23 protein-coding genes are annotated in these 24008 nt (G+C 51.3%); 19 read left to right on the top strand and 4 right to left on the bottom strand.

The window, feature by feature from the left end:
* Positions 1-74: 74 nt before the first annotated feature.
* The 3 genes from J2Z18_RS07280 to J2Z18_RS07270 all read left to right on the top strand — a co-directional run bounded on the left by J2Z18_RS07280 (position 75) and on the right by J2Z18_RS07270 (position 1205).
* Positions 75-317, top strand: coding sequence for a zinc ribbon domain-containing protein (locus J2Z18_RS07280; RefSeq protein ID WP_077567953.1), 243 nt, complete (start codon positions 75-77; stop codon positions 315-317).
* Positions 318-406: 89 nt separating this feature from the next.
* The gene (locus tag J2Z18_RS07275) at positions 407-688 is read left to right on the top strand and encodes a hypothetical protein (RefSeq protein WP_210094470.1); all 282 of its coding nucleotides are present in this window, start codon (positions 407-409) and stop codon (positions 686-688) included.
* 94 nt (positions 689-782) lie between these two features.
* Positions 783-1205 carry a thiol-disulfide oxidoreductase DCC family protein gene (locus tag J2Z18_RS07270; RefSeq protein ID WP_210094584.1) on the top strand — a complete coding sequence of 141 codons (423 nt, stop codon included), beginning with the start codon at positions 783-785 and terminating at the stop codon, positions 1203-1205.
* 22 nt (positions 1206-1227) lie between these two features.
* On the opposite strand, the gene J2Z18_RS07265 is transcribed toward J2Z18_RS07270, so the two are convergent.
* Positions 1228-2115, bottom strand: coding sequence for a thermonuclease family protein (locus J2Z18_RS07265; protein WP_210094469.1), 888 nt, complete (start codon positions 2113-2115; stop codon positions 1228-1230).
* A gap of 317 nt (positions 2116-2432) precedes the next feature.
* On the opposite strand from J2Z18_RS07265, the gene J2Z18_RS07260 reads away from it, so the two are divergent.
* The 11 genes from J2Z18_RS07260 to J2Z18_RS07210 all read left to right on the top strand — a co-directional run bounded on the left by J2Z18_RS07260 (position 2433) and on the right by J2Z18_RS07210 (position 14075).
* Positions 2433-3635 carry a nucleotide-binding protein gene (locus J2Z18_RS07260; RefSeq protein ID WP_210094468.1) on the top strand — a complete coding sequence of 401 codons (1203 nt, stop codon included), beginning with the start codon at positions 2433-2435 and terminating at the stop codon, positions 3633-3635.
* Positions 3628-4911 carry a TadA family conjugal transfer-associated ATPase gene (locus tag J2Z18_RS07255; RefSeq protein ID WP_210094467.1) on the top strand — a complete coding sequence of 428 codons (1284 nt, stop codon included), beginning with the start codon at positions 3628-3630 and terminating at the stop codon, positions 4909-4911. Before J2Z18_RS07260 ends, J2Z18_RS07255 begins: the two co-directional genes overlap by 8 nt.
* Positions 4874-5728, top strand: coding sequence for a type II secretion system F family protein (locus J2Z18_RS07250; protein WP_245255881.1), 855 nt, complete (start codon positions 4874-4876; stop codon positions 5726-5728). Before J2Z18_RS07255 ends, J2Z18_RS07250 begins: the two co-directional genes overlap by 38 nt.
* Positions 5729-5770: 42 nt before the next feature.
* Positions 5771-6616: a type II secretion system F family protein gene (locus tag J2Z18_RS07245; RefSeq protein ID WP_245255908.1), complete on the top strand. Its 846-nt coding sequence runs from the start codon at positions 5771-5773 to the stop codon at positions 6614-6616.
* Positions 6617-6634: 18 nt separating this feature from the next.
* Positions 6635-6826, top strand: a complete 192-nt coding sequence (locus tag J2Z18_RS07240) for a Flp1 family type IVb pilin (protein ID WP_210094582.1) — start codon at positions 6635-6637, stop codon at positions 6824-6826.
* The gene (locus J2Z18_RS07235; RefSeq protein WP_210094465.1) at positions 6819-7493 is read left to right on the top strand and encodes a TadE family protein; all 675 of its coding nucleotides are present in this window, start codon (positions 6819-6821) and stop codon (positions 7491-7493) included. The genes J2Z18_RS07240 and J2Z18_RS07235 overlap by 8 nt, the downstream gene beginning before the upstream one ends.
* Before the next feature lie 2 nt (positions 7494-7495).
* Positions 7496-9718, top strand: a complete 2223-nt coding sequence (locus J2Z18_RS07230) for a TadE/TadG family type IV pilus assembly protein (RefSeq protein WP_210094464.1) — start codon at positions 7496-7498, stop codon at positions 9716-9718.
* A gap of 16 nt (positions 9719-9734) precedes the next feature.
* The gene (locus J2Z18_RS07225) at positions 9735-10715 is read left to right on the top strand and encodes a TadE/TadG family type IV pilus assembly protein (RefSeq protein WP_210094463.1); all 981 of its coding nucleotides are present in this window, start codon (positions 9735-9737) and stop codon (positions 10713-10715) included.
* Positions 10716-10882: 167 nt separating this feature from the next.
* A complete protein-coding gene (locus tag J2Z18_RS07220; protein WP_210094462.1) occupies positions 10883-11395 on the top strand; it encodes an A24 family peptidase in 513 nt (170 codons plus the stop codon).
* A 12-nt stretch (positions 11396-11407) separates the two neighbouring features.
* Positions 11408-13438, top strand: a complete 2031-nt coding sequence (locus J2Z18_RS07215; RefSeq protein ID WP_276825177.1) for a DUF6382 domain-containing protein — start codon at positions 11408-11410, stop codon at positions 13436-13438.
* Between the two features lie 58 nt (positions 13439-13496).
* Positions 13497-14075 (top strand): hypothetical protein, encoded by a 579-nt coding sequence (locus J2Z18_RS07210; protein ID WP_210094461.1) that lies wholly within the window; start codon positions 13497-13499, stop codon positions 14073-14075.
* A gap of 959 nt (positions 14076-15034) precedes the next feature.
* Here J2Z18_RS07210 and J2Z18_RS07205 read toward each other — a convergent pair.
* The 3 genes from J2Z18_RS07205 to J2Z18_RS07195 form a co-directional block, all read right to left on the bottom strand.
* Positions 15035-15649: a hypothetical protein gene (locus J2Z18_RS07205; protein WP_210094460.1), complete on the bottom strand. Its 615-nt coding sequence runs from the start codon at positions 15647-15649 to the stop codon at positions 15035-15037.
* Between the two features lie 96 nt (positions 15650-15745).
* Complete coding sequence (locus J2Z18_RS07200) at positions 15746-16003, bottom strand: peptidoglycan-binding domain-containing protein (protein WP_084046851.1); 258 nt, start codon at positions 16001-16003, stop codon at positions 15746-15748.
* 341 nt (positions 16004-16344) lie between these two features.
* Positions 16345-16818, bottom strand: a complete 474-nt coding sequence (locus tag J2Z18_RS07195) for a DUF2621 domain-containing protein (protein ID WP_007132414.1) — start codon at positions 16816-16818, stop codon at positions 16345-16347.
* A gap of 126 nt (positions 16819-16944) precedes the next feature.
* On the opposite strand from J2Z18_RS07195, the gene J2Z18_RS07190 reads away from it, so the two are divergent.
* The 5 genes from J2Z18_RS07190 to J2Z18_RS07170 all read left to right on the top strand — a co-directional run bounded on the left by J2Z18_RS07190 (position 16945) and on the right by J2Z18_RS07170 (position 23960).
* On the top strand, positions 16945-18066 hold the full coding sequence (locus tag J2Z18_RS07190; RefSeq protein ID WP_210094459.1) for a deoxyribonuclease IV: 1122 nt from the start codon (positions 16945-16947) through the stop codon (positions 18064-18066).
* A gap of 401 nt (positions 18067-18467) precedes the next feature.
* On the top strand, positions 18468-19367 hold the full coding sequence (purU, locus tag J2Z18_RS07185; RefSeq protein WP_210094458.1) for a formyltetrahydrofolate deformylase: 900 nt from the start codon (positions 18468-18470) through the stop codon (positions 19365-19367).
* 362 nt (positions 19368-19729) lie between these two features.
* Entirely contained in the window at positions 19730-22090 is a 2361-nt protein-coding gene (locus J2Z18_RS07180) for a DUF8725 domain-containing protein (RefSeq protein WP_210094457.1), read from the top strand.
* On the top strand, positions 22087-23016 hold the full coding sequence (locus J2Z18_RS07175) for an ABC transporter ATP-binding protein (protein ID WP_007132418.1): 930 nt from the start codon (positions 22087-22089) through the stop codon (positions 23014-23016). Before J2Z18_RS07180 ends, J2Z18_RS07175 begins: the two co-directional genes overlap by 4 nt.
* The gene (locus J2Z18_RS07170) at positions 23013-23960 is read left to right on the top strand and encodes an ABC transporter permease (protein ID WP_007132419.1); all 948 of its coding nucleotides are present in this window, start codon (positions 23013-23015) and stop codon (positions 23958-23960) included. Before J2Z18_RS07175 ends, J2Z18_RS07170 begins: the two co-directional genes overlap by 4 nt.
* The last annotated feature ends 48 nt before the right edge of the window (positions 23961-24008 follow it).

Genomic DNA, 24008 nt, shown 5'->3' with positions numbered 1-24008 from the left:
CATAACAATATGGAACTTTTTCCATACTTCGCCGTATTCCGTTATTAAAAGGCAGCTTGAAAGGAGCGCATAATATGCGTATTGAAGAGATGATCGCTGAACGGTTTGTCTGCAGCAAATGCCGCGGAACTCAGTGCGAGACGAAGGAAGTATCCATGTCGGGAGCGGGGCTCAGCAAGCTGTTCGATATTCAACACAATCATTTCCTGTTTGTATCCTGCACCCACTGCGGGTATGTGGAAGTGTTTAATCCGGATATTTTGGAGGGGAAAAAGCGCGGCCAAATCGGCTCAATCCTCGATGTGTTCTTCGGTTGACATCGCCTTTAAAATTCTTTAATATGACTAAGTACCAGAAAGTACAACCAGTCATAAGCAATTACAAATCAATATAAACGGGTGATGACATGCCATACAAACCGCAGATTACAGATGTAACCAAAGCTGGGAGCAATGAGAAGGAAGGGTTGTACGAATTCATTATCCATTTGGCTGACGGAACGGATTGCCGCGTGTTCTACAACCGGTTTCCTGAGTGGAAGATGACGGCGCTGAGCCGGCTTGGGAAAGTGCCATGCCCAGTATGCCGCAAGGATTTCATTTGTAAATGCATGGATAAATTTTCAGATGATTTCGATCAGCAGATGAGAGACGGCGAGTGGTTGAGCAAAGCGGTCGAATCTGAATAAGGCGACGCATGATGAAGCGCGGGAATTTTCCTGCGTTTTTTCTTATTGGGCGAGTTTTAGGGTCGCATCGTAACCAAAGGAGGGCAGGTTGATTATGAAGAAGGCGGGCAAGGATAACGAAGAATACGCCATCGTGTTGATTGACGGGGTGTGTCACTTGTGCCAGGGCTTGACCCGATTTATTATCCAGCGGGATCCAGCCGGCCATTTCCGGTTCGCATCGCTCCAATCGGAGATCGGGCAGTCACTGCTGGAGCAGGGAGGACTGACGCCGGATGGCGGGGATACGATGGTGCTGATTGAAAAAGGAAAGTACTACACCCGGTCGCAGGGGGCGCTGCGCATTGCCCGGCGGCTCCGCTTTCCGTGGCCTCTCGCCTATGCGATGATCATCGTGCCTCGTCCGATCCGGGACCGTGCGTACCGCATCGTGGCCAAGAACCGTTACCGCTGGTTCGGCCGCTCCGAGGCATGCATGATACCGACGCCGGATATCCGGCGCCGGTTCCTCTCATAAATTCCCGGAATGCGAATGGCCCCTACGAGCGGGGAGCCCGGAACCCGGCCGCGACGGCCTCCTCCTCGGTGCAGAACCATTGCTCCTCCTTTGTCCGCTCGTAGTATGGCGATTCGGGTGTGTGGTAGATCTTTTCGCCTTTCGAGTTGATGTTCCCTTTGATGCTGCAGCCGGACTTGGCGCTGCCTGCAGCAGATGCTACTGTCTCTGCCGGTTCCGGGGATTCCCCGGATGCGGCGGTGGATTTGGATTGAGCGTCCCTGTCCTGTTCTTCAGGGTGGAAGCCGTCCTCTTGCGCGTAATTCTCGACGCTCCAGATGCCGAGCGCCTTTTCCCTGCTGATGCGCTGAAGATCATTGAATTTATCAACGTAACGGACGTTCGGCGGATAAATATAGGCTACCCGCGCCAGCCCCTGCTCGAGCAGCGCTTCTTGGACCATTTTTCCGTCTACATAAACGTACGCAAGCAGCCGGGAGTACTTATCCCGGTTCGGACCGATATCGAATTCCAATTCGAGCTTGTCGGCTTGCTCAACGAGCTCCTTCGTGAAAGCTTTGGCCTCCGGTCCGAAAGGCTGGACTCCCAGCTTGGGATGGCTTGTCTCGGGCGTGTCAATCAGCAGCATCCGGACGTTCTCCTTCTTGCCTTCAAACATAACGCTGATCGTGTCCCCGTCCACCGCTTTGACGAGCTCGACGGGTACCCGGGGCAGATTCAGGTCGTCAGTAGGATAAGAGGCTTGCTTCCCGTTCGGACTTTGGCTTTGTGCCGCCTTCGTGGACGTTGTCTGTTCCGTTTGGGGGGCAGCAGCTGTCTTCTCGTTCGAAGCAGGTGGCGCTAGCGGCTGGCTGCAGCCGGACAACAGCAGCAGACCGGTTAACAGTGCGGTTAAGATTCGTTTCTTCACGTGATGTCACTCTCCTGACTAGGCTGTATGATATGTATGGGTAGGGATTAGGAGACTCTATTAACCCATCCTATATAAGGAAGTTCTATATACAAAATATTTGCTCCAAGCTTTTATAGTATTGCATATATCCTTGTTTTGGCAATAGCGGTAAAGGCATATATCCTGCAGAAAAATAATGCTTGCCGTCTGCTGGCGGCTATGCTATTCTAATGTCAAATTATAACAAGTCAACGGAAGCACCGTTCATGAACCGCAGGGTTGCGGCATGAATGGTGCTTTTTTGCGTTGTCAGGGAAAGGAAGAGGGGATATGCAATGCTACCGGTACGATTCGTGCTGGCCGTACAGGATTCCAGGTATATAGAACCGCTGCTGAACTACGTAAACGGAAGCTCCTATAGCTCGTCGATGCAGGTAACCGCCTTCACACAACAGGATGCGTTTCTTCAATATATGGAGTCGAGAGAACCCCCAGCTCTCGTGGTTGGAGATGCAACGATGCTGATGGCATGGTTCCAGCTTGGCGACCCGGCTGTGCCTTGGCTGCTGCTTAACGACGGCGCTGAGATACCTGCTTCTTGTCCGCCTGGAGGATCCCATACAGCCAAGTACCAGCCGCTGCCGAAGCTGCTGGAAGCGATATCCGCCCGCTGCCACGGAAACAGTACCTTATCGGGAGGCAGCAATGGAATCAGCGGCGGTACGGGACTTCAGACCGGCACGGCTGCCGTCATCGGAGTTGTTTCTCCCTTGAGCGGGTGCGGCAAGAGCACGCTGGCAATGAATATGGCCAAGCAGTTTGCCGTATTGGGACTGCGGGTGTTTTACCTCAATTTGGAGAGCGTCAACAGCAGCGTGCTGTTTCCTTCAGGCTGCGACGGAATGGAGGGAAGCTTCTCCCGGCTTCTGTACGATATTAAGGCCGCTCAGGAAGACGGGTCTGATAATGTTCTTCAGGTTATGCCGTACCGACTCAGGCATCAGGGGCTGAAATGCGACACGTTCGAGCCGAGCCTGCACGTGAAAGAGATCATGGAGATGACGAGGTCCGACACGGAGCTGCTCCTTCGATCGCTTGGATCTACCGGCCAGTACGATGTCATCGTTGTGGATACGGATGGAGCGTCGGGGGTCCGGGAGGAGAGGCTGCAAGCGGTGCTTGAGCATGCCGGTGCGCTGATCTGGGTCCTGCTGGACGATCCGATCAGCATGTTTAAAAGCGGAACCCGGATCGACCAGCTGCTGCAGTCGGGCGAGAGCTTCTCGGGCGGCTTGATGAAGCGGAGCAGGTTTGTTGTCAACCGTTATACCGGACAGCTTGTGAACAGGCCTCCTCGGCAAGACATCCGGATCGATTGCATGCTGCCTTATATCCCCTCCTGGAAGCAGCTTCACCAGCAGGAGCTGCTGCTGATGTCACCGATATACCAAAGGGAAGTTCTGAAGCTGTGCCGGCAGCTCCTTGGGGGTGGAGATTTCGGGCTGTCCGGCGAAAACAGGGGGGAACTCTATGCATGAGGAGCAGTTCCGTTCGGTTAGGGATCAGATTCGGTCGGAGCTGGATATGACCGGCAGCGTCCATAATTCCGAATTCATGGCGCGCATAGAGGACTTGGTGTGGAGGAGACAGGAGCTTGCAGGACTGACGGCCATGGAGAAACGGACTTTGGTTCGCAGAGTGTACGATTCCTTTCGCGGGCTGGATGTGCTGCAGCCGCTCGTCGACAATCCCCGAATTACGGAGATTATGATTAACAGCCACCGGGAGATCTTCATCGAGCAGGACGGAGAGGTGAAGCAGGTGCCGCTGCAGTTCGAATCGCAGGGAAGGCTGGAGGACATTATCCAGAGTATCGTGGGGAGTGTCAATCGGGTCGTGAACGAGTCTGTGCCCATCGTGGACGCCCGGCTGAAGGATGGGTCCAGGGTGAATATCGTGCTTCCGCCTATCGCGCTTAAGGGGCCGACCATGACGATCCGAAAGTTTCCGGATGCGCCGATGACGATGGAGGATTTGGTGGGACGGGACGCATTATGCCCGGAGGCGGCAGAGCTGCTTCGAATCCTGGTCAGGGGCAAGTACAACATTTTCATCGGCGGGGGGACCGGCTCGGGGAAGACCACATTCTTGAACGCACTTTCCCAGTTCATCCCGCCCGATGAACGGGTCATCACGATTGAGGACTCCGCCGAGCTGAAGATTGTTACGGTGCCGAATCTGGTATCACTGGAGACGCGGAATGCCAATACGGAGGGACGGGGCGAGATTACGATCCGTGACTTGATCCGTTCGTCGCTGCGGATGCGCCCGAATCGCATCGTTGTCGGCGAGGTCCGCGGCAGCGAGGCGCTGGATATGCTGCAGGCAATGAACACAGGGCATGAAGGCAGCCTTTCGACTGGCCACGCTAATAGCGTGAGGGATATGATCAGCCGATTGGAGACGATGGTGCTGAGCGGCTCAGAGCTGCCAATCAGCGTTGTCCGTCAGCAAATCAGTTCGGCTGTCGACATCTTCATTCATTTAACACGGCTTAGAGACCGTTCGCGCCGTGTGACGGAGGTCAGTGAGGTGGTCGGGATGAGCGGCGGGGAAGTGCAGTTAAACCCGTTGTACCGCTTTCAAGAAACCGGGGAGGCTGACGGCAAGGTGCTTGGCCGTCTCGAAGCCTGCGGCAATCCGCTGCGAGGGACGGAGAAGCTGCGGATGGCCGGCATTACCGCCTGGCCCCTGCAAGGGTATGGAGGTGACTCTTATGAAGGCCAGCAGCCTCATGAGATCCGTGAAAGCTGATAAAGCGGGAGTGAAGCCGAAGAGACCAAAGGATCGGACAGAGCCTCAGCGCCAGCGGACCGACAGCAGCAGCCGGCTGCCCGACTACAGCGTGTACGTATTGTCCAAGCGAGAGAAGGTGCTATGTATACTGCTCGGCGCGGTGTTATTCTTCGCGATCGGATATCTGTTCTATCATCATGTGATTTTGTCACTTCTTCTTGGGGTAGCGGGATTTGCCGTTCCGAAGTTTTGGCGTCGTCACAGGCTGGAGCAAAGACGGAGAACCTTGAATCTTCATTTCAAGCAGACTTTGTACTCCTTGTCCTCTTCGTTGTCGGCCGGACGATCGGTGGAGAACGGGTTTAAGGATGCCGTACAGGATCTGCTCCTGCTGGATCCGGGCGGGGAGAGCGACATGATCTTTGAGCTAAAAGTCATCGGATCCCGGCTGGAATATGGAGAGGCGATCGAGGCTGCTCTCCAGGATTTTGCGCGAAGAGCCAGTATGGAGGATATTACGAATTTCGCCGATGTGTTTGCGACTTGTAAACGAACCGGCGGGGATCTGGTCGAGGTCGTTCGAAGAACCTCTTCCATTATTGGCGAGAAGCTGGATATACAGCAGGAGATCTCCGTCATGATCGCCCAGAAGCGCTTCGAATCCAAGGCGCTGCTGGCTGCTCCGTTTTTATTGGTGCTGTTTATGAATATGACTTCGCCGGACTATATGGAGCCTATGCACAGCGGGGCTGGGATCTTTATATCTACCGCTGCTCTGATTGCTTTGGTCGGCTGCTTTTGGTGGATTACCAGGATGATGAACATCAAGGTATAAGGAGGTGAGGGAAGCGTGGTGGTATGGATATCCGCGCTGCTGATGGTTCTGCTCGGGGGTGGTTGGGTGGTGCTGAACCGGATCGGCGGTGAACGGTACCGGCAGCTGAGCAGGCTGCCCATGGAGGGACTACGTCTGCAGAAGCTGACGCCGCCGCTGGTGTATTTGCTGGAGCGAAGCAAAGTTCCCATGAGATTTCCGATATGGTTCTACCGGATTCAAGGCTCGGTCCAAAAACTGCACGGATTACGGCGCAGTCCGGAAATGACGCTGCTGTTCATGGCTGATGTGCTTGCTTATACTTGGCTGATTTGGATCGGGGGCTGCATTTGGTCATTGCTTACGGGCGAACCCATGGGAATGATCGCGGGATTTGGCCTAGGTGTACTGCTGCCGATCGCATTGATCAGAGATATGCAAAAGAAAGTGCTGCTGCGTGAACAAGAGATCGTAATCGAGCTCCCGGAGCTCCTCAGCAAAATCGTTCTGCTGGTGGGTGCAGGCGAGACGGTTCAACGGTCGATCGTGCATTGCGTGGAGCGGAGCAAGGACAAGAATCATCCCCTCTATAACGAATTGGGGAGGATGCTCTTGGAATGGGAAGGAGGCCATCCGTTCCAGCAGGCTTTCGAGCAGTTTAATAAGCGCTGCGGCGTCCAGGAGGTTTCGATATTCACGACGACAGTGCTGCTGAACTTCCGGCGGGGAGGAAACGACTTTGCGCTTGCCCTCCGTGATTTATCCCGGGTGCTGTGGGAGAAACGGAAGGCCATCGGCAGAACCCGAGGGGAGCAGGCATCCTCGAAGCTGGTGTTTCCGATGGTTGTTATTTTTATGATTGTCATAATATTGCTCGGCGCGCCTGCGTTTATGATGATGAACATGTAGAAGGGATCGGTGGATGCAATGATGCTGACCATACTAAAGAACAGAATGAAGCAGTTATGGAAGGATGAGAGCGGGATCGGTACGTTGGAGATGATCCTCATTCTGGTTGTTATTTTAATTATCGCTCTAATATTCAAAGATGAAATTACGGAGCTGGTAGACAAACTGTTCAGATCTGTAAACTCGAAGTCTGAGGAGTTCCTTGAGTAGGCGGCAGCCTGGAAAATGGAGGGACGAGTCGGGAAGCTTCACGATCGAGGCTTCCCTCGTTCTTCCGATCGTATTGGTTGTAACCGCGCTGCTTCTGTTCCTCTGCCTATATATTTACCAGAAATCCATGCTGGCTCAAGCTTCGGCTGCGGCGTCCGAGCGCACGGCATATATCTGGGACAACAGCCATAAAACGGCACCCTCCGGATCCGTGGAGCAAGGATTGCATGATTCATTGTATTGGCGGCTAACGGATGATCAACTGCTCGGGACCCTGTTTGGTTTGTCAGGCGGGGAAGCACCCAAGAGCATATCGATCCCTCAGGGAGAGAACCGGGACGGAAATCTTCCTGAACTTAAGATGTCCAAAGGGAGCACGGCCGTACCGGCCGGAATGAGCGGGGAGATGCAGTACAGCAACCAGCTGCTTATTCGCAAAGTAACGACCTCTATGCATCAACAGGTATCGTTTACGCCGCTAAACCGTTTATTGGAAGATGGGGGACGGATCCAGGTTAGCGCGCAATCGGTCGTGGTTGATCCGGTTGAATTTATTCGAACGGTTGATGTCATGAGATACTACGGCTCCAAGTTTCAGGGCGGGAGGAATCGGACGGACCCGTCAGCCGCCAAGGATGTATTACGGAAGTTCGGAGGTGCGAGATAGTCATGGGGAAGCTAAGAAGAACAGGCAAGGCCGGGAGAAGCAAGAGATTGTCCACCGACGGATCGGTTTCCATTTTTCTGATTATTGCGTTAGCCGTGGTATTTATGTTTGTGGCAGTATTCATTGATTATTCCCGGATCGCTGCGATGAAGGTACAGAGCGAGAGGCTGACCCGAGCCGCCGTCCGGTCCGTGATGTCCGCTTATGATCCCGGGCTCCAGCAGGAGTACGGTCTTTATGCCTCAGGGGACACCAGCGGGGATCTGATCATGGGAAAGGTGCTTAACGAAAGCCTGAATCCCGGGGAGCGGAGCGATGCTTTTCACCTGCTCTCCATGGAGGTCGACAGCTCCAGTCTGCATCTGCAGCGTCCCCTCGGAGAGTATGAAATCTTTAACCGACAGATTTTGGAGGATATGAAATACAAAGCTCCGATCGATTTCACGCTGGAGCTTGTCTCCAAGTTCAAACCCCTCTCCCAATCTATGAAGGAAGCTTCCAACACGGTGGATGTGCTCCGGAAGCTTAGGAAGCTGTATGACAAGCGTGAAGCTGCGCTTGATGAGATGCTGGACAAGCAGCGCAAGGCGGGAAAGAATGCGGAAGTGCTATCGAGGCTTATCATGGATCCTCCCGGCACATCTATCGAGGATGCTTCATTGGGTGGTAGTATTCGAACCGCGGCGGATGCAGCATCGCAATATGAGGATTACTGGACGAAGAAGGGGGAGGATGCCGACAGGCCGCCCAAGGAGAAGCTGTATACCCTTTCCATTATGGCTTACGAAGCAGGCGTTTCGTCAATCGGTTCGCGAATATCAGCCGAGGCGAGCCGTTTGCAGCGGGAGAACGACCAGCTGCTGACCGAGGCTTTGAGGCTGTGGGAGAAAGCCCGAACCCTGAACGAAGAGATGAAGCAAGTGATTCAGGAATCCGAGAACCGCTCCTCTAACGCCGGTTACGATCTGGTTACACGTGACAACACGCCTGGCGCATCTGCCTCGGAGGGCACGGACGCCGAGACGATCCAGGCCATCCGGAAGCAGGCCGGTCAATTGATCCATGGCGAAGAGTTGTTACATGGTCTGAAGGAGGACATAAGATCCCAGCAGCTGCAGGAGCAGTCGGTGCAGCGGTCCGTTTCATCGCTTCGTTCCTCATTAGGAGGCGTTGGAGCAAAGGGAGCTGTGCTGGAGGCGAGCCGAGTTGTCAGAGAATATATTTCGAGCTACGGAACTTCAGGGCCGTCCAATGTTGTAGACCGTAATCAGGCGAAGCTGGAGCAGTATCGCTCTTCGGACAAGGAGCGGAAGGCAATGGAGAAGCAGGCAAACGGGAAATTGAAGGAGGCTTCCCGGGTCATTAGCGCGATTAACGGGCTTGATGGCCAAAGTCAGGCAATCCAGGACGAGTTTCGAAAACTGCAAGCCTATTACGATGAGAGTCTTCAATTTAATCAAGAACGAAACGATGGAGCTTCGGGCAGATCCATGGATGATGATCCGTATGACGCGGGCAAAGCTGCGATGGATAATATGGACGGAATGTTTGGCTTCATGGGAGAGGCTCTTGGCGGGGTAAGGGACGAGCTGTTTCAGAATGAATATGCCGTTCATTATTTTCAGCATTTCGACCCGTCGAAGCTGTCCGGGATCATTAGCGGCTCATCCTCCGTAGACGAGCTGGCGGGGGAGTTTGCGATTGCCAATCAGGAGGTGGAATACATCCTTTACGGCTTTCACAATCCCGCCGGAAATATTTCTGCCGCGTATGCTGAAATATTTGCCTCCCGGCTCGCGATTCGTACGATGGAAGGCTTCGTCGTCAACAGTAAGCTGGGAAACCCGCTAGCCATATTGGCTGCTGCTCTCCTGTACGGAATTGAAAAGGCAATCGCGGATATGATCGAGCTGTGCAAAACGGGTGAGATTGAGCTGTCCAGGTACGCTCCGGTCAAGCTGACGTATCGCGATCATTTAAGAATATTTATGTTTATTCACAGCAACAACGAGAAGAAGCTGTCCCGCATGCTGGCTTTAATCCGGCTTAACACCGGAGTCAATCCGGCTGAGCGGATGACGTATGCTTCCGGTGAAGTGAAGACGGCAATGCGAATATGGTTTCTCCCCGGGTTATCGAAAGCGCTGGGTCAGGTATTCGGCAGCGCGGACGAGGTTCAGGGCAACCGTTATATCGTAACGCGGACAGCGGATTTTTCTTATTAGGTCAGGAGCTCATGGAATGAAACGATCTGCAGATTGGGCAAAAGGCGGCCGTAGAGGCGGAGCTGGAGGAGAACGGGGCAGCATCGTTGTCGAGGCAGCGCTAGTGCTGCCGATGTTCATGTTTTTTGTGATCTTTCTTATTTATATGGTGCAGATGACATTGATTTCAACCGCACTCCATAGTACGGCTGCGGACGCAGTCAAGATGGTCGCCTCCCACATGTATCCGGTGTCGCTTGCCGTTCAGCAGAATTCGGCAGGTGGGGAAGCGGTAGGGTCGGAGAGCACAACCCATTGGGAAAATCCGAGGCTTTCCTTAAGCGACTGGGCCTCACAGTACAGTGATTCGCTGCCTTCACCTGTCAACGAGTGGATTGTTCAGGCTGTTGCCACGGGTGAGGAGCCGCTGCAGCAGCTGAAGAACCAGACCGTCGAAGCGGTATTGGATCCTGTGATTAAACCTTTGCTGCAGCCGTTCACGCAAAGCGGCCTTCTGGATGTCGACAGGATTCATGTATCCAATGTGCGCGTGCCGAATCTAAAAAGCGGACAAAGTCCGTACTTTGGAATCGAGCTCAATTATGATCTGCCGATTCGGGTGCCTTTCCTGAACAAAAGCATCGTTCTGCAGGCGAAGGCCCAAGAAAGGCTGTGGATCGGGGATACAGGAGAGGGCGGGGACGGAACGGGCGGGGATGGCAGTACGCCCGGCGGGGCGATTCAGCTGCTCGAGAAGCCGAATCCTGCGGTTGCAAGCCGACAAGCGACCGTAAAAGTTAAGGTGGAGCCCGGGATGGACGCGAATCTGTCCGTTTATTACAAAAGCGGGCAGAGCACGGCCAAGTATTTGGGCTGGAAAACGGCGGACGAACACGGCTATATCGAATGGGAGTGGAATGTCGGCTTCAACACAACGCCCGGCACTTGGCCGTTCGTAGTAGAGACACGGAATGGGGAACGAATGGAAGTGATGTTTACCGTGGTGGCTAGGCCGTGAGCAGGCAGAGACCCTGCCGTCTTCCCGCACTGCACCGGGCACTGCATATTCAGTTCAGTAGCTTGAGCGATTCATCAAGGCGGACGGACAAAGTCGCATTCATGGAGGCTGGGTGTGGCCCTGTTCGTTTCGGTGCGGTATCCTGCCCTGAAAGGAGATGACTTCGTTTGGGAATGGCTTATGGTATTTGTGCCATGTATTTGATTGCTGCTTTTATAACGGATCTTCGCTCTATGAAAATTCCTAACCTGCTTACGGTTGCCTCCATGGTTCTAGGGCTTACCTACCACGGTGTCCTGTCAGGGGGTGAAGGGCTGCTGTTCTCGCTGCAGGGACTTGGCGCAGGTTTTTCCATACTGCTGGTCATGTATGTAATTGGAGCGGTCGGTGCCGGGGACGTCAAGCTGTTTGGAGGAATCGGGGCCTGGACCGGACTGTGGTTCACGTTACAGTCGATCATGTACTCGGTTCTGTTTGCGGGGGTGATTGCACTCGCCATTTTATTGTGGCGGCGGGAGACATTTCTCAGATTGCGGAAAGTTATCGGCAGTATGATGGGAGTACTCATGTTCAAAAGCCTTGCGCCATGGCGGAGCAGCCAGGAGGAGCAGCTGCGGTTTCCGTTCATGATCGCGGTGCTTCCGGGGGTCATCAGCGCGTATATGATGCTCCATATGTAGGAGGTGCGATTCGTGTTAGGGTTGAAAACGGATTTTGTTCAGAACGACAGGACCATGATGATCCTCGACCGGGAGCAGGGAATGCGTACCGATGAGCTCAATGAAGTACAGTTAGGCATGATTCGTTCGTCAAGCATTCCCCACTTTCTGAAGCTGCATATCAAGGAAGTGGATTACAAAATCACGATGGAATATGACATTACCGGCAAAAAAATGCTCTCCCAAGCATTGAAAGCCGAGCGCATGTCCTTGACAGAGTATTACGGATTGCTGCTTCAGATTGTGACGGCATTGCATGACAGCAGTCTGTATATGCTTAAGGCCGAGAACTTCATTCTGCACGAAGATTACATATTTATTGATGGATCCTTGCGGCTGGGGACGCTGTATTTAACCTATATTCCGCTCGAGACTACAGCTGAAAGCGGTCATCTGAGGTCATCCCTGAAAGAATGCATGACAAGACTTCTGGCTTCCGTAACGGAGTTAAAGGGAAGAGGCGTTCAGGCTTTAATGTCATTTTGCGGGGAACAGAGCTTTAGTCTCCCCGGCTTGAAGAGGCTGATCATCGAGCTGCTTGCTGGTGAAGATGATGGTGCTATCTCTGGACGGACGGATACCCGGCCGGAATTAAGCGTAAGCGAGCAGGGTATCCGTGCTGTTCGGTCAAGCGTGCTGAACTCCGGCAGCACAAGCCCGAATTCCGGGAATGATCAGGCTGGAGCCTGGTCAAGGACCGGACAGGAAGCGCCCGTTGACCGTGGAAATCTTATCCGCAGTATTCATTCAGCGAGCCATTCAGGAATGGAGCAACCGGAACGGATCGATAAGCCGGTTCGCCCGCGCTTCGGGGCTGCCTCATGGCTCCCGGAACGGAATGGGGAAAGTGCGGAGCCTGAAGACCCTGAGCAGTCTTCCCCGCTTCGGACCTATATATTATTAGCATGCATGCTGGCTGCTGCAGCAGTCTGGCGATTGCTGTATTTGAGCCGGCCATCTCTGCTCACCCTCGGATTATCCGCCGGTGTTACGTTTCTGCTGGCCGCGGCAGCATGGCTGGGATGGCAGGGGAAGCTGCAGACATTATTCCGCAGGACGGACCCATGGTCAGGTGCGCTGCCGGCGATGGAGTCCACCGAGCTGGAACATTACGGCCCCTCCGCATGGAAGGCGCCTCCCCGGTTTCAGGCAGACCCGTTATCCGGACTGCTAAATGGAGGAGAGCATATCCATCGGAAGGATCGCCTGGATGATCGGAAGACACTTGATTCAAAAGAGAAATGGCGATGGAAATCTCCAAGAACGGATACTGAAGCCGATGAAGGTCCAAATCAAAACGTGGAAACTCCGTTCCATGGTGGAGTCTCGCTGCGGGGTAGAATAGGGGCCAGTGGTTTCACGGACAGGGGGATAGAACCAGGCAGCAGCCCTGCTGGACAATCCCCAAGTCCGACCAATGACCAGGGACAGTCTGTAGCAGGCCGCAACAAGGAAGCATACAAAATTTTAGAAATGTATCCCCAACCAGGAGTAAGCTCTTCTTCTCAAGGATACGGAAACGCCGAAGCAGCTGCTGGTGAGGAGGATTACTACGCGCATTTAAGCGAGCATACCGAGATCTTATCCTCGTCAGGGGATGGCGGAACGGTTCTGTTAAGTCAGGGTTTCGTTCCCGGGAAGCATCCGCAACGACATGCCTATTTGGAGGTCCGCTCCCCTGAAGGCGGTTTGCCTGAGCGGGTCGAAATTAACCAGCCTCACTTCATTATCGGCCGGTCTGCCGAGGTGGCGCAATACGTGGCTCTGGGTGTAGGTACATCACGAGCCCATGCGGAGCTGTCGCGCGGAGCTGAAGGGTATGTGCTCAAGGACTTAGGATCAAGAAACGGCACGGTGCTAGAAGGTGAAGCGATGGTTCCTTATAAGGAATATGCGATAGCAGAAGGGAACGCATTTATCATTGCCGGCTGGTCCTTCACGTTCAGGAGCAGTTTGGATGGATCCGGTGGCTCTATGCACGTTTCTGCACGCTCTTTTAAATAAATTTCTTTTTTAATAAACTTTATAAGAGCCAGCACACCTTTTAAGGTGTGCTGGCTCTTTGTTAATTTTGAATCTAGCATCCGTGAATCTACACCCAAAATCCATTCTGAATGTAGACCTTCACTCACCTTCGGTAACGCTGCTAGGATTTATAATCTTTGATTTCTTCGTAATTATGGTAAAATACACCTATTCGTTTTTAAATAGGACCATCATGAGAGGAACGAGAATTTTGCACAGAAAAATTAAAACCAACCTATTCTACTTGGCTGCAGGAATATACATAGGCATTGCAATCGTATCCTTTATTCCGTGGATTGACATCGGCGTAAAAATTACTGCTTACACAAGTATCATCGCATTATTAATAACAATCTATGACTCTTCCAAGGTTGCCCTGGCGTTAGCTGCAGCAGAAGGGAATCCGCGAAAAGAAAAGGTCCGCTATGTTTTTATGTTAGCTATGAAGATCTTATTGGTCATTTCGCCATTTGCGCTGTTGTATTGGATTAATTATGAGGATGATGAGGCAGTTATAGCAAGAATAAGCAATTACGTTACATTTGCTGCCCTTGGAGTTGTATTCTTTACAAGAGGAATGGAATTAAAAAGCCAATCAAACGACAGGTCTAAGTGAAGTTAATCAAAGTCTTCAAGAAAAAGGGCCAACTTTGAATTTATTTCGGGTACACAACAATCTAAAAAGCGTGGGTGAATCGTTCGAGTATTATAAAATATTTGACATAATTGTTTCCTTCAACTCTTGAAGAATTGTGGTAGAGATTTTTGCTGAAACATCATTTTAAGCTACATTACTTTATAACGAAATAAATGACACATGTATACCGTATGGGAAACGTTTGTCGAGACCATTGAGATAACATAAATAGAACAAATGGCTATAAGAAGATTTAATTGAGAATAGAGTCTCATTTTAGCCCTAATTTAAACTTAGGGCTTCCCTTTCAACTAAAGTCTATAGCAAAAAAGTCCATGTTCCGTTGCATGCTTATCAACGAAACATGGACTTATTCACTTTTCTCAGAGCCCCTCAACCCACTAATACCATAGAGAGTGGTAGTGATGATAAACTATTATTCATTTATAGTAATCACTTTATTAAATCTATTCATATTAAACAACGCCACTATCTACCACTCCGCCGCTTCCGTTCCTATAGACTAGAACCCAAAAAACGATACTGTCCATCGATGGAGCCTACAGTTGACATGTACCCCGATGACCACATATTTGCTTGAACTGCTTGAACATAACCACCGGATGATCCTTGTCTTTGAGTTGGCCAACCAGAAAAATTAGCATAGATCGATGAAGCAATAAATAAACTAGTAGCTAAAATTGAAATCGTTAACAATAAAACAGGTTTTTCTTTTTTTCAATATTCAACTCTCCTTTCGGTGAAATTTGATAGACTGCTCAGGTTTAAGTCGACACCTAGTCAGCCCCATCATATTAGAAGCCCGTTCCGTGATATTCTGTTAGATAATCAGATTCGTCTTGCGTTCAATGATGAGTTTTGGTTAATTATAAAGGTACCTGGCAAAGAGTATTAACAATGAATCCTCAAAAATCAGATTAGTTATTTAAATTAATTTGTTTAGCGACTTCAAGTAAGTAATCTATACTTACTTCATCGAATACTGTAAGTACTGAATAGACGTAGTCATCTGATATTATGTGAATAACCTTTCTGTGTTGGCCCTCAACCAATATTGCTGGTAGTCCATTTATATTTGAGACATTTATACTTGCGTCTGAATAAATTCCCGAGTTGTAATAATCTATTGCTTCCTGTTGAGTAACATTTGATGCAGATTGAATTAAATCAACCGCAGCACCACTACTAAGATTATAGTTAGCTACTATTTCAAAGCCTATTCCATTATTTGTGGAATAGGCTCCTACCAAGTCCACAATTGGATTTTGGTTTACTTCACTGGATGATAATGTGGCTGTCTGTTTCGCTAAATTAAGAGGGATGTGAATTTCATCTTCTGGGATTGCACTAATATCCTGAAAGGTGATTTTGTTGTTAACTGTATCGTCAGGTGTTGTAGTCTCAACTATCTCACGTGCGTCTTCATTTTGAATATCATAACCAGTTTTTTCTGCAGCAAATGCAGTGTAAGTATAAGCTCCACCACCAACTAATAATACTGTAGACAGTAATATGCTTAGTTTTTTATTCATTGGAAATTTGCACTTCCTTCCATTTTTTTATTTCTAGTTACTATATACTAGACCTTCATTTACCACACCGCCTGAGCCTGATCTATAGACTAACACCTAATGACAATTTGTACCGCCTCCTCCGTTTGGAAAGAAAGAATAATTAGTTCTATAGGTTGTGCTCCCTGGATGTTGATAGTAAAAATTGGGGGAACTAGGGGATGGGTAAACAGTGTACCGCCCCATCTCATTCCAAGTGCTAGATCCAGTTACCCCATCTGATGTTAACCCTTGTCGGTGTCGTGTCTGAAATGACCTTACTGCGGAAACCGTGTTAGTTCCATAGACTCCATCAATATTACCTACTGTAGACATGTAATATATATAAACCCGAAAAAAATAAAAAAGTTACAAAAACTTGGGAAAAAATATTAAACATAACTTGCTGGATCAGACAGTAGCTAACCGTCAGCAGTTGGTTTAGATCGTAAGCCAACAATTTACTGGATTTCACGTCCCCAGTTGTAGTTCTTTTGTCTGCAAACCAGTCGCATTCGGCTGGGGAACTTCAACTCGTCTTTTATCCGCTCTCATATTTTGCAGATCCTAAAAAATAGGGCTGTTCCAAATGGTCAATATTTCATGACCTTTTGGAACAGCCCAGATTGCAGTTCTTCCAGCTTTCAGTATGATACTATCGTTAGAATTATAAGCAATCATTTATTAATGAGATGCTGATACGGTGTATAATCGATATTTTTCTTCTGGAGGAAATTCATCAAGAATTTGTAGTCGCGCTTCGGCGTGGCTACGATGTAGCCTTTAATGCAGTGGTCGCGGGTTACTTCGGTTGCCCCGGATTCGACGGCGATCTTGCCGATCTCGGCTGCAATCGAGTGCTTGGCGATATCGCGGAATGGACCGGGAACCGGTTGAACCAGCTCGTCCAAAAAAGCCTTGGATTCATCCGTCCACAGCGGGCGGCTCCGTTCCACCCAGTAATTTTGCCAATCCAGCTTGGATTTGCCGTCGGCCTTCGGCAGCACCTTCAGGAACTTGCGGAACATGAAAAATCCACCGATGCCCATCAGTCCGAGCATGACCCATCCCCAGAACGCGATGGTATTCATGAACCATGACGGCGGCGCGCTGGACGACAAATACCCCAAAACGGCCCCTGTGCTCTTCATCTTGTATATCACCTCGAACGATTTTTGTCACATGACAGTTTCATGAGAATTATAACGCATTTCTAGATTTATTTCGATATACAAGCTAAAATAGGTGTAATTGTGTGTCACAAAGGGGGAAATTTTATGTTGAAAATCGGGTCCCATGTGTCCTTTTCGGACAAGGGGTTGCTGACTGCAGCGACAGAGGCTAAATCTTACGGCTCCAGTTCGTTCATGATATATACCGGCGCTCCGCAAAATACACGGCGCAAGCCGATTGAATCGATGTTTATCGAGGAAGGCAAGCTGGCCATGCAGGAATGCGGCATTGAGGAGATTGTGGTGCATGCGCCTTATATTATCAATCTCGGTTCGTACAAGCCGAACACGTATGAGCTTGCGGTGAGCTTCCTTCAAGAGGAGATCCGGCGTACCCATGCCGTTGGCGTGAAGAACATCGTGCTTCATCCGGGAGCATACACCGATAAGGATGCGGAATACGGCATTGACCGGATCGCCGAAGGCCTGAACGAGGTTCTTGGCGGTACCGATGAGACGGAAGTGCATATCGCTTTGGAGACGATGGCCGGCAAAGGCACCGAGATGGGGCGCTCCTTCGAAGAGATTGCTTCAATTATCGATAAGGTAAAATATAACGACCGGCTGGCGATCTGCCTGGATACATGTCACATTCACGATGCAGGCTATGACATCGTCGACGATCTGGACGGTGTCCTGGAGAAGTTTGATCAAGTGATTGGCCTCGACCGGTTGACGGTGGTTCACATTAACGACAGCAAAAACCCGCGCGGCGCGGCCAAAGACCGCCACACCCCGATCGGAACAGGCTGGATCGGATACGATGCGATTCACCGGATCGTCCATCATGAGAAGCTCCAAGGACGTCCGTTCATCCTTGAAACGCCGTGGATCGGGAAGGATCCGAAGACGCAGCGTCCTATGTATGAGATCGAAATCGCGCTGCTGCGCGGTGATGTGGAGCAACGCTTTGGACAAGCATTCATTCAGCAGGTCGAACAGCTGCATGAATTTTTTGCGAAGGAAGGCATCGAATCCCGTTCGTTCGTACTGGATACATGGAATTTGTTGAAAAACGATGCTAAGGCCAAAAAAGCCGATCCTCGCGAGCCGATTGAACGCTTATACGATATGGTGATGTCCGCCGAGCTGTTCCCTGAGCTTTCGGAAGAGCAGGTCAACCAGCGGCTGATCGCATACTTGTCCGGTGTTTCCCTTACGGCTTAATCGCCTGAAATCGAATTTCAGCTAGAAGCTGTACGGCATCCAGTGCGGTCCGGGAACGCCCACACAGTGGATAACACGAATCCTCCACTGGAAGAGCTTCCTGGCCTTACGGGTGCATTAGCTATATAGAGATAATGAATGAGGAAAACATGATGCATTCCCCGTATGGCGAATGATGTGCATCTCCCAAAGTAAGAGATTGTATGAAGCGATGATGCATTCCTCGACAGATTGAGCTTGAATTAGCCGAGTGATGTTGCATTCCTCGTATAAATAAGCGAATGGGCATGGATAACCGACAGATGTGCATCCGCGGATGAATGAAGCTGTTATAACAAAAGATAATGTATTACCCTTATTTAGAATGATGTATTAGATATAGAGGAGGATCACCAAGACTTATGGAAATTCACATCAAGAAAGACCGGCCATCCCCTGCGGACCAATATCCTAACCGAGCCCGTATGCTCATCTCCTGCCCGGACGGACCAGGGATTGTAGCGGCGGTCTCCCAGTTTCTGTATCAGCATGGCGCGAACATCGTGCAGTCGGACCAGTACACCATGGATCCTGACGGCGGCATGTTCTTTATCCGCGTCGAATTTGACCTGGAGGATCTTACGTCCAAGCTGCCGCAGCTGGAGGAATCGTTCCGCTCGATTGCGGACCAATTCAGGATGGAATGGAAAATTTACCATGCCGCGCGCAAAAAGCGCCTTGCGATATTCGTTTCCAAAGAGGATCACTGTCTCGTAGAGCTTCTCTGGCAATGGCAGGCGGGAGATCTTGATGCCGATATCGCCCTGGTCGTGAGCAATCACCCGGACATGAGGGAGTACGTGGAATCCTTCGGCATTCCGTATCACCATATTCCGGTAACGCCGGAGACGAAGCAGGAGGCGGAGAAGCGGCAGCTGGAGACGATCGGCGACGATATCGACGTCATCATTTTGGCGCGCTATATGCAAATTATTTCGCCGACGTTCATCGAGCATTACCGCAACCGGATCATTAACATCCATCATTCCTTCCTGCCTGCATTTGTCGGCGGCAAGCCTTATGCACAAGCTTATAACCGGGGTGTCAAAATCATCGGTGCCACTGCTCACTACGTAACCGAAGAGCTTGACGGCGGTCCGATCATCGAACAGGACGTGCAGCGGGTGAGCCATCGCGACGACGTCAACGAGCTCAAGCGCATCGGCCGTACGATTGAACGCGTTGTGCTGGCAAGAGCCGTGAAATGGCATGTTGAGGATCGGATTTTGGTGCATAACAACAAGACGGTTGTATTTAACTAAACGTACAAAATAATCAGCTTAGCGAAGTCATCCATATAGTCTCGACACCGTACTACAATGGAGCAGCCTGACACTTTAACGCTGCAATGGATAGACTGAAGATCCCGCTCCTTTTTGGGGCGGGATTTTTTACATGCAGGGGATCATTTTATGGAATGGTTTGGATCGGAACGCGACTTTTTTGAACCGGTAACGGAAAAAAAGGTCAAACTTTTTCCAATATGGACTCGTCTTTATATTCGAACCGCGAGATCGGTTACAGATTGCTCCAGAATGCTGCTTATACGCAGATGGAAGTAAGGGGAACACCAGGGATTACATCATCAAAAAAACATTAAACATTGGGAGAGGGGAATCATCAGTTGTCGTTTTATACACGAAGAATGCGGATGATGCTGCCGCTTGCTGCGCTGCTGATCACAGCCATGCTGTCTTTGGCCCTGCCGGCGCAGCTGGTCTTTGCCGACGGGCCCGGCATTTCCATCAAGAGTGAAGTCGGTTATGAAGGTAAGGTAAAGTTTGATAAATGGAACCCGCTCAAGCTGACGCTTACGAGCGACCAGGACATCTCCGGCGATATCGTCTTACAGATACAGAGCCAGAACGGCGCAGGCTTTCATACCTCCTACGTGCAGCATGTCGAGCTGCCGAAGGATACACCGAAGGAAGTCGTCCTCGGGCTGCCGGGCACGATCCTGAATAAAGATAACAACCAGATTCTGTTCTATGAGGAATCTTATAAGAAGGGGAAGCCGATCCCGTTTGCATCCGGAAAAAATTACGTGCAGGCGAATCCGTATAACGGAGCCCTGATCGGCGTGCTGTCGGATGACCCGGACACCATGAATTTCATGAACGTGCTCAACGGCAAAGGCACGAGCGTCAACATTATACCGTTGAAGGCGGCGGGCATTCCGGTTGACGCCATGCTGCTAAGCGGGCTTGATGTGCTGGTTATCAACAATTTTGCATCCGATACGCTGTCGGAGCCGCAGCGTCAAGCGATTGTCGGCTGGGTGAACGGCGGAGGGACGCTCGTTCTCGCAGGCGGAGCAGGCTATGCCAAGACGGCGGCACCGTTTGCCGAGATTGCGCCGGTAACGGCTGACGGTACGACGGCAGTTACAGCGCTGCCGGAGCTGGAGAAGCTTGGCGGCAAGCCGCTGAAGCTGGACGGGGACTTTACCATCTCCACGGCCACTCCGGTAAAGGATGCGAAAACGGAGATTCAAGCTTCAAATGAACCGCTCGTTGCCGTCCACGACTATGGTCAGGGCAAGGTGCAGTATGCCGCATACGATCTGGCCATGGAGCCGGTCAGCTCATGGGCCGGTCATCCTGCTGTATGGACATCCGTCTTGCAAGGCAGTCTGCCGGTCGGGTCGCAAAATATGTACTACAACCCGCTGATCGACAATCTGAACTATGTGCTGGACTATTTCCCGTCCTTATCGATGCCTTCATTTACACCGCTGCTGTGGATGCTCATCATTTACGCCGTCGTCGTGGCGCCGGTGCTCTATTTTATCTTGAAAAAGTTCGACAAACGGGAATGGGCCTGGTTCCTGATCCCGATCATCGCCTTCATCGCCAGCGGCGCGGTGTATATGGCCGGTTCCGCAGACAAGACCAAGGAATTGGCGCATACGATCAATATCGTTGAGATGAACGGCCACGGCAGTGCTGTCAAAACGACGGCCACCGCGTTCTTTACCCCGCGCAGCGGCAATTATGAGCTGGAATTTCCGAGCGGCATGTATTTGAGAACGTCAGGTTCCCGTTCCTCTTTCGGCGGAGGAATGGACGAGAGCAAGAGCTTTGTCCGAAAGAACCCGGACTCGACGACGGTAGAACTGCGCGATATGTCCCAGTGGTCGCTCGCCAAGGTGTGGGCCGAATCCGGGAGCCCCGAGGAGCTCGGACGGATGGAGACGGATTTGAAGCTGGATGCCAAGGGGCAGCTGTCGGGAACGGTCATGAACGACACGACCGGCGATCTTACCGAAGTGGTGCTGGTAATCGGGGGCAAAGGCTATAAGCTTGGCGATATTCCGAAAGGAGGATCCGCTCCGATCCCTCAGGATCCGAAGCAGATTTTGAACTTCATGGGCGGGGATATCGCCGGAATGCTGTACCCGTACTCGCAGAACGATGACAAATATAGACAGCGGGACATTATATCCAACTACACCTTTTCGAAAGGAACGGTCAACACCGACAAAGCGTTTGTTCTCGGATGGAACACCGAACACTTGACGAATTATACACTCAAGAAGCAAGCGGTACGAAGCGACCAGTTGAATTTCTGGGTACAGCCGGTGGCCATGACATGGGGCACAAGCGGGAAGATTAACGTTCCTTACGGCTTCCTCGCACCGGAAATTTCACAGGTGAACGCACCGATATTCAATGCATATGGAAATGGCATCGAGCTTGGGCAAGGTTCCCTCATTGCGGAATTCCCGCTGATTTCCGACCAGGAGGTCGTCTATTCCGAATTTTCCATTAAAGGCATCAAGCCAAACAACAATGTCAAGATGGAAATCTGGAATGCGCAGAAGAATGAGTGGGAGCCGGTCAATGGATCCGGGAATGAGCTGAAGGTCACGGAGAACCCTGAACGGTATATCTTGAACAACCGCATCCGGTTCATGCTGAATGCTAACGATCAAACCAATTTCCAAATGCCGGAGCTGTCTGTAAAGGGGGAGGTTAAGCCATGATTGAGATTCGGAATCTGAGCAAACGATACGGAACATTCCATGCATTAAAGGATATCAGCCTCTACATTGAGAAGGGTACCGTATTCGGATTCGTCGGACCGAATGGGGCAGGCAAATCGACGACGATGTCGATTTTGGCTACGCTGATGCTGCCAACCTCCGGTGTCGCCAAGGTAGGCGGCTACGATGTTACCCGGCATCCGAAGGAAGTTCGCAAACGGATCGGCTATATGCCGGATTTCTTCGGCGTTTATGATCAGCTGAAAGCTACGGAGTATTTGCATTTTTATGGAGCGAGCTACGGGATTCCCCGCGCCGAGCGCGAGCAGCTCATTCCGCAGCTGCTGGAGCTGGTTAACCTGACCGATAAGGCGGATACGTATGTAGACAGCCTCTCGCGGGGGATGAAGCAGCGATTATGCCTTGCCCGCTGTCTTGTTCATGATCCGGAGGTCCTCATTCTGGATGAGCCGGCGTCGGGGCTCGATCCGCGGGCGCGGATCGAAATGCGCGAAATTCTGAAGGAATTGAAGCAGATGGGCAAGACGATTATCATCTCATCGCATATTTTGCCGGAGCTGGCGGAAATGGTGGATGAAATCGGCGTCATTGAGCACGGCGAAATGGTGGCGCAGGGCAAGGTATCCGATATCCAGAACCGTCTGCGGGTTACAAAAGTCATCCATATCCGCACGCTCGAGCGAGGTGAGGAGCTGGCCGAAAAGCTGCGGGATGAGCCGCTTGTGACGTCCGTCTTGACGGACAACACCGGGGTTCACGTTCATTACAGCGGCGACGATGTACAGCAGAGCGAGCTTCTGCGGAAGGTGATCTCCTGGGAAATTCCGATTGTCTCGTTCCAGGAAGCGCAGAGCAATCTGGAGGACGTATTTCTCGAAATTACGAAAGGAGGCCCCCGCGAATGAATTGGAGCAGAAGATTGATCAATCCGGTAATCGACAAGGAATTCCGGCTGCGGATGCGTTCGACCCGTTCGATGCTGTCGGTGTTGTTTTATATACTGGCGCTCGGCACGATTGCGATGGGTTTCATTTATTTGTTTCTGTACTTGGGCAACCGGGGACCGCAGCGATTCGATCCGCAGGTAAGCCAGATGATGTTCTATGTGCTGAGCTTTGCCCAGCTGGTGCTGATCGCCTTCATGGCCCCGGCATTGACGGCCGGCGTCATCAGCAGCGAGCGCGAGAAGCAGACGCTGAGCATGCTGCTGACGACCCAGCAAAGCTCGTCAACGATCGTGCTCAGCAAGCTGGTGTCCGCGCTCAGCTTCATGGCGCTGATCGTGCTGGCGACGCTGCCGGTGTACAGCATCGTGTTTCTGTATGGCGGCATATCGCCGAAGCAGCTGATATCGGTCTTTCTATTCTATCTGTTTGTGATGCTGCTTCTTGGAGCGCTCGGCGTCATGTTCTCGACGCTGTTCAAACGGACGATTGTGGCCATCATCGTGACATATGGCGTGGGACTTATCATTTTCTTGGTGACGGGTCTTCTCTATTTGTTTTTTATGGGCATCGAGCAGCGGAATATGTATGTGACAGGACAGCCTCCTGTCGCAGGCACCCACTCCTGGGTCGGCTATCTGCTGGGCTTGAATCCGGCCGGAGCGATGATGAGCCTGTTCGACTCTTCGTTCTCGAAGGAGGCCTTTCTGCTCTATGGCGGCAATCTGAACAGCAAAGCGCCGATTGAGCTGTGGCTCGAGTTTGTCATTGTGTACTCGGTCGTTATCGTGCTCGCGCTCTGGATTGCCATTCGGAACATCCGGCCTGTCGCTCGGCGAAGAAAGGGTGAGGAGCCTGCCGAACAGCTTCCGCAGGATCACAGTACGTCCGAAAATGGTGTGTAATGAAGGTTATGCAACGGATCTGACCTGAAAGCATTTAAAGGATCTGAA

The sequence above is a fragment of the Paenibacillus lactis genome (assembly GCF_017873605.1).
Classification (GTDB): Bacteria; Bacillota; Bacilli; order Paenibacillales; family Paenibacillaceae; genus Paenibacillus_AQ; species Paenibacillus_AQ lactis.
Note: the sequence above shows the minus strand (reverse complement) of the source record. Positions and strands in the feature narration are given on the sequence as shown.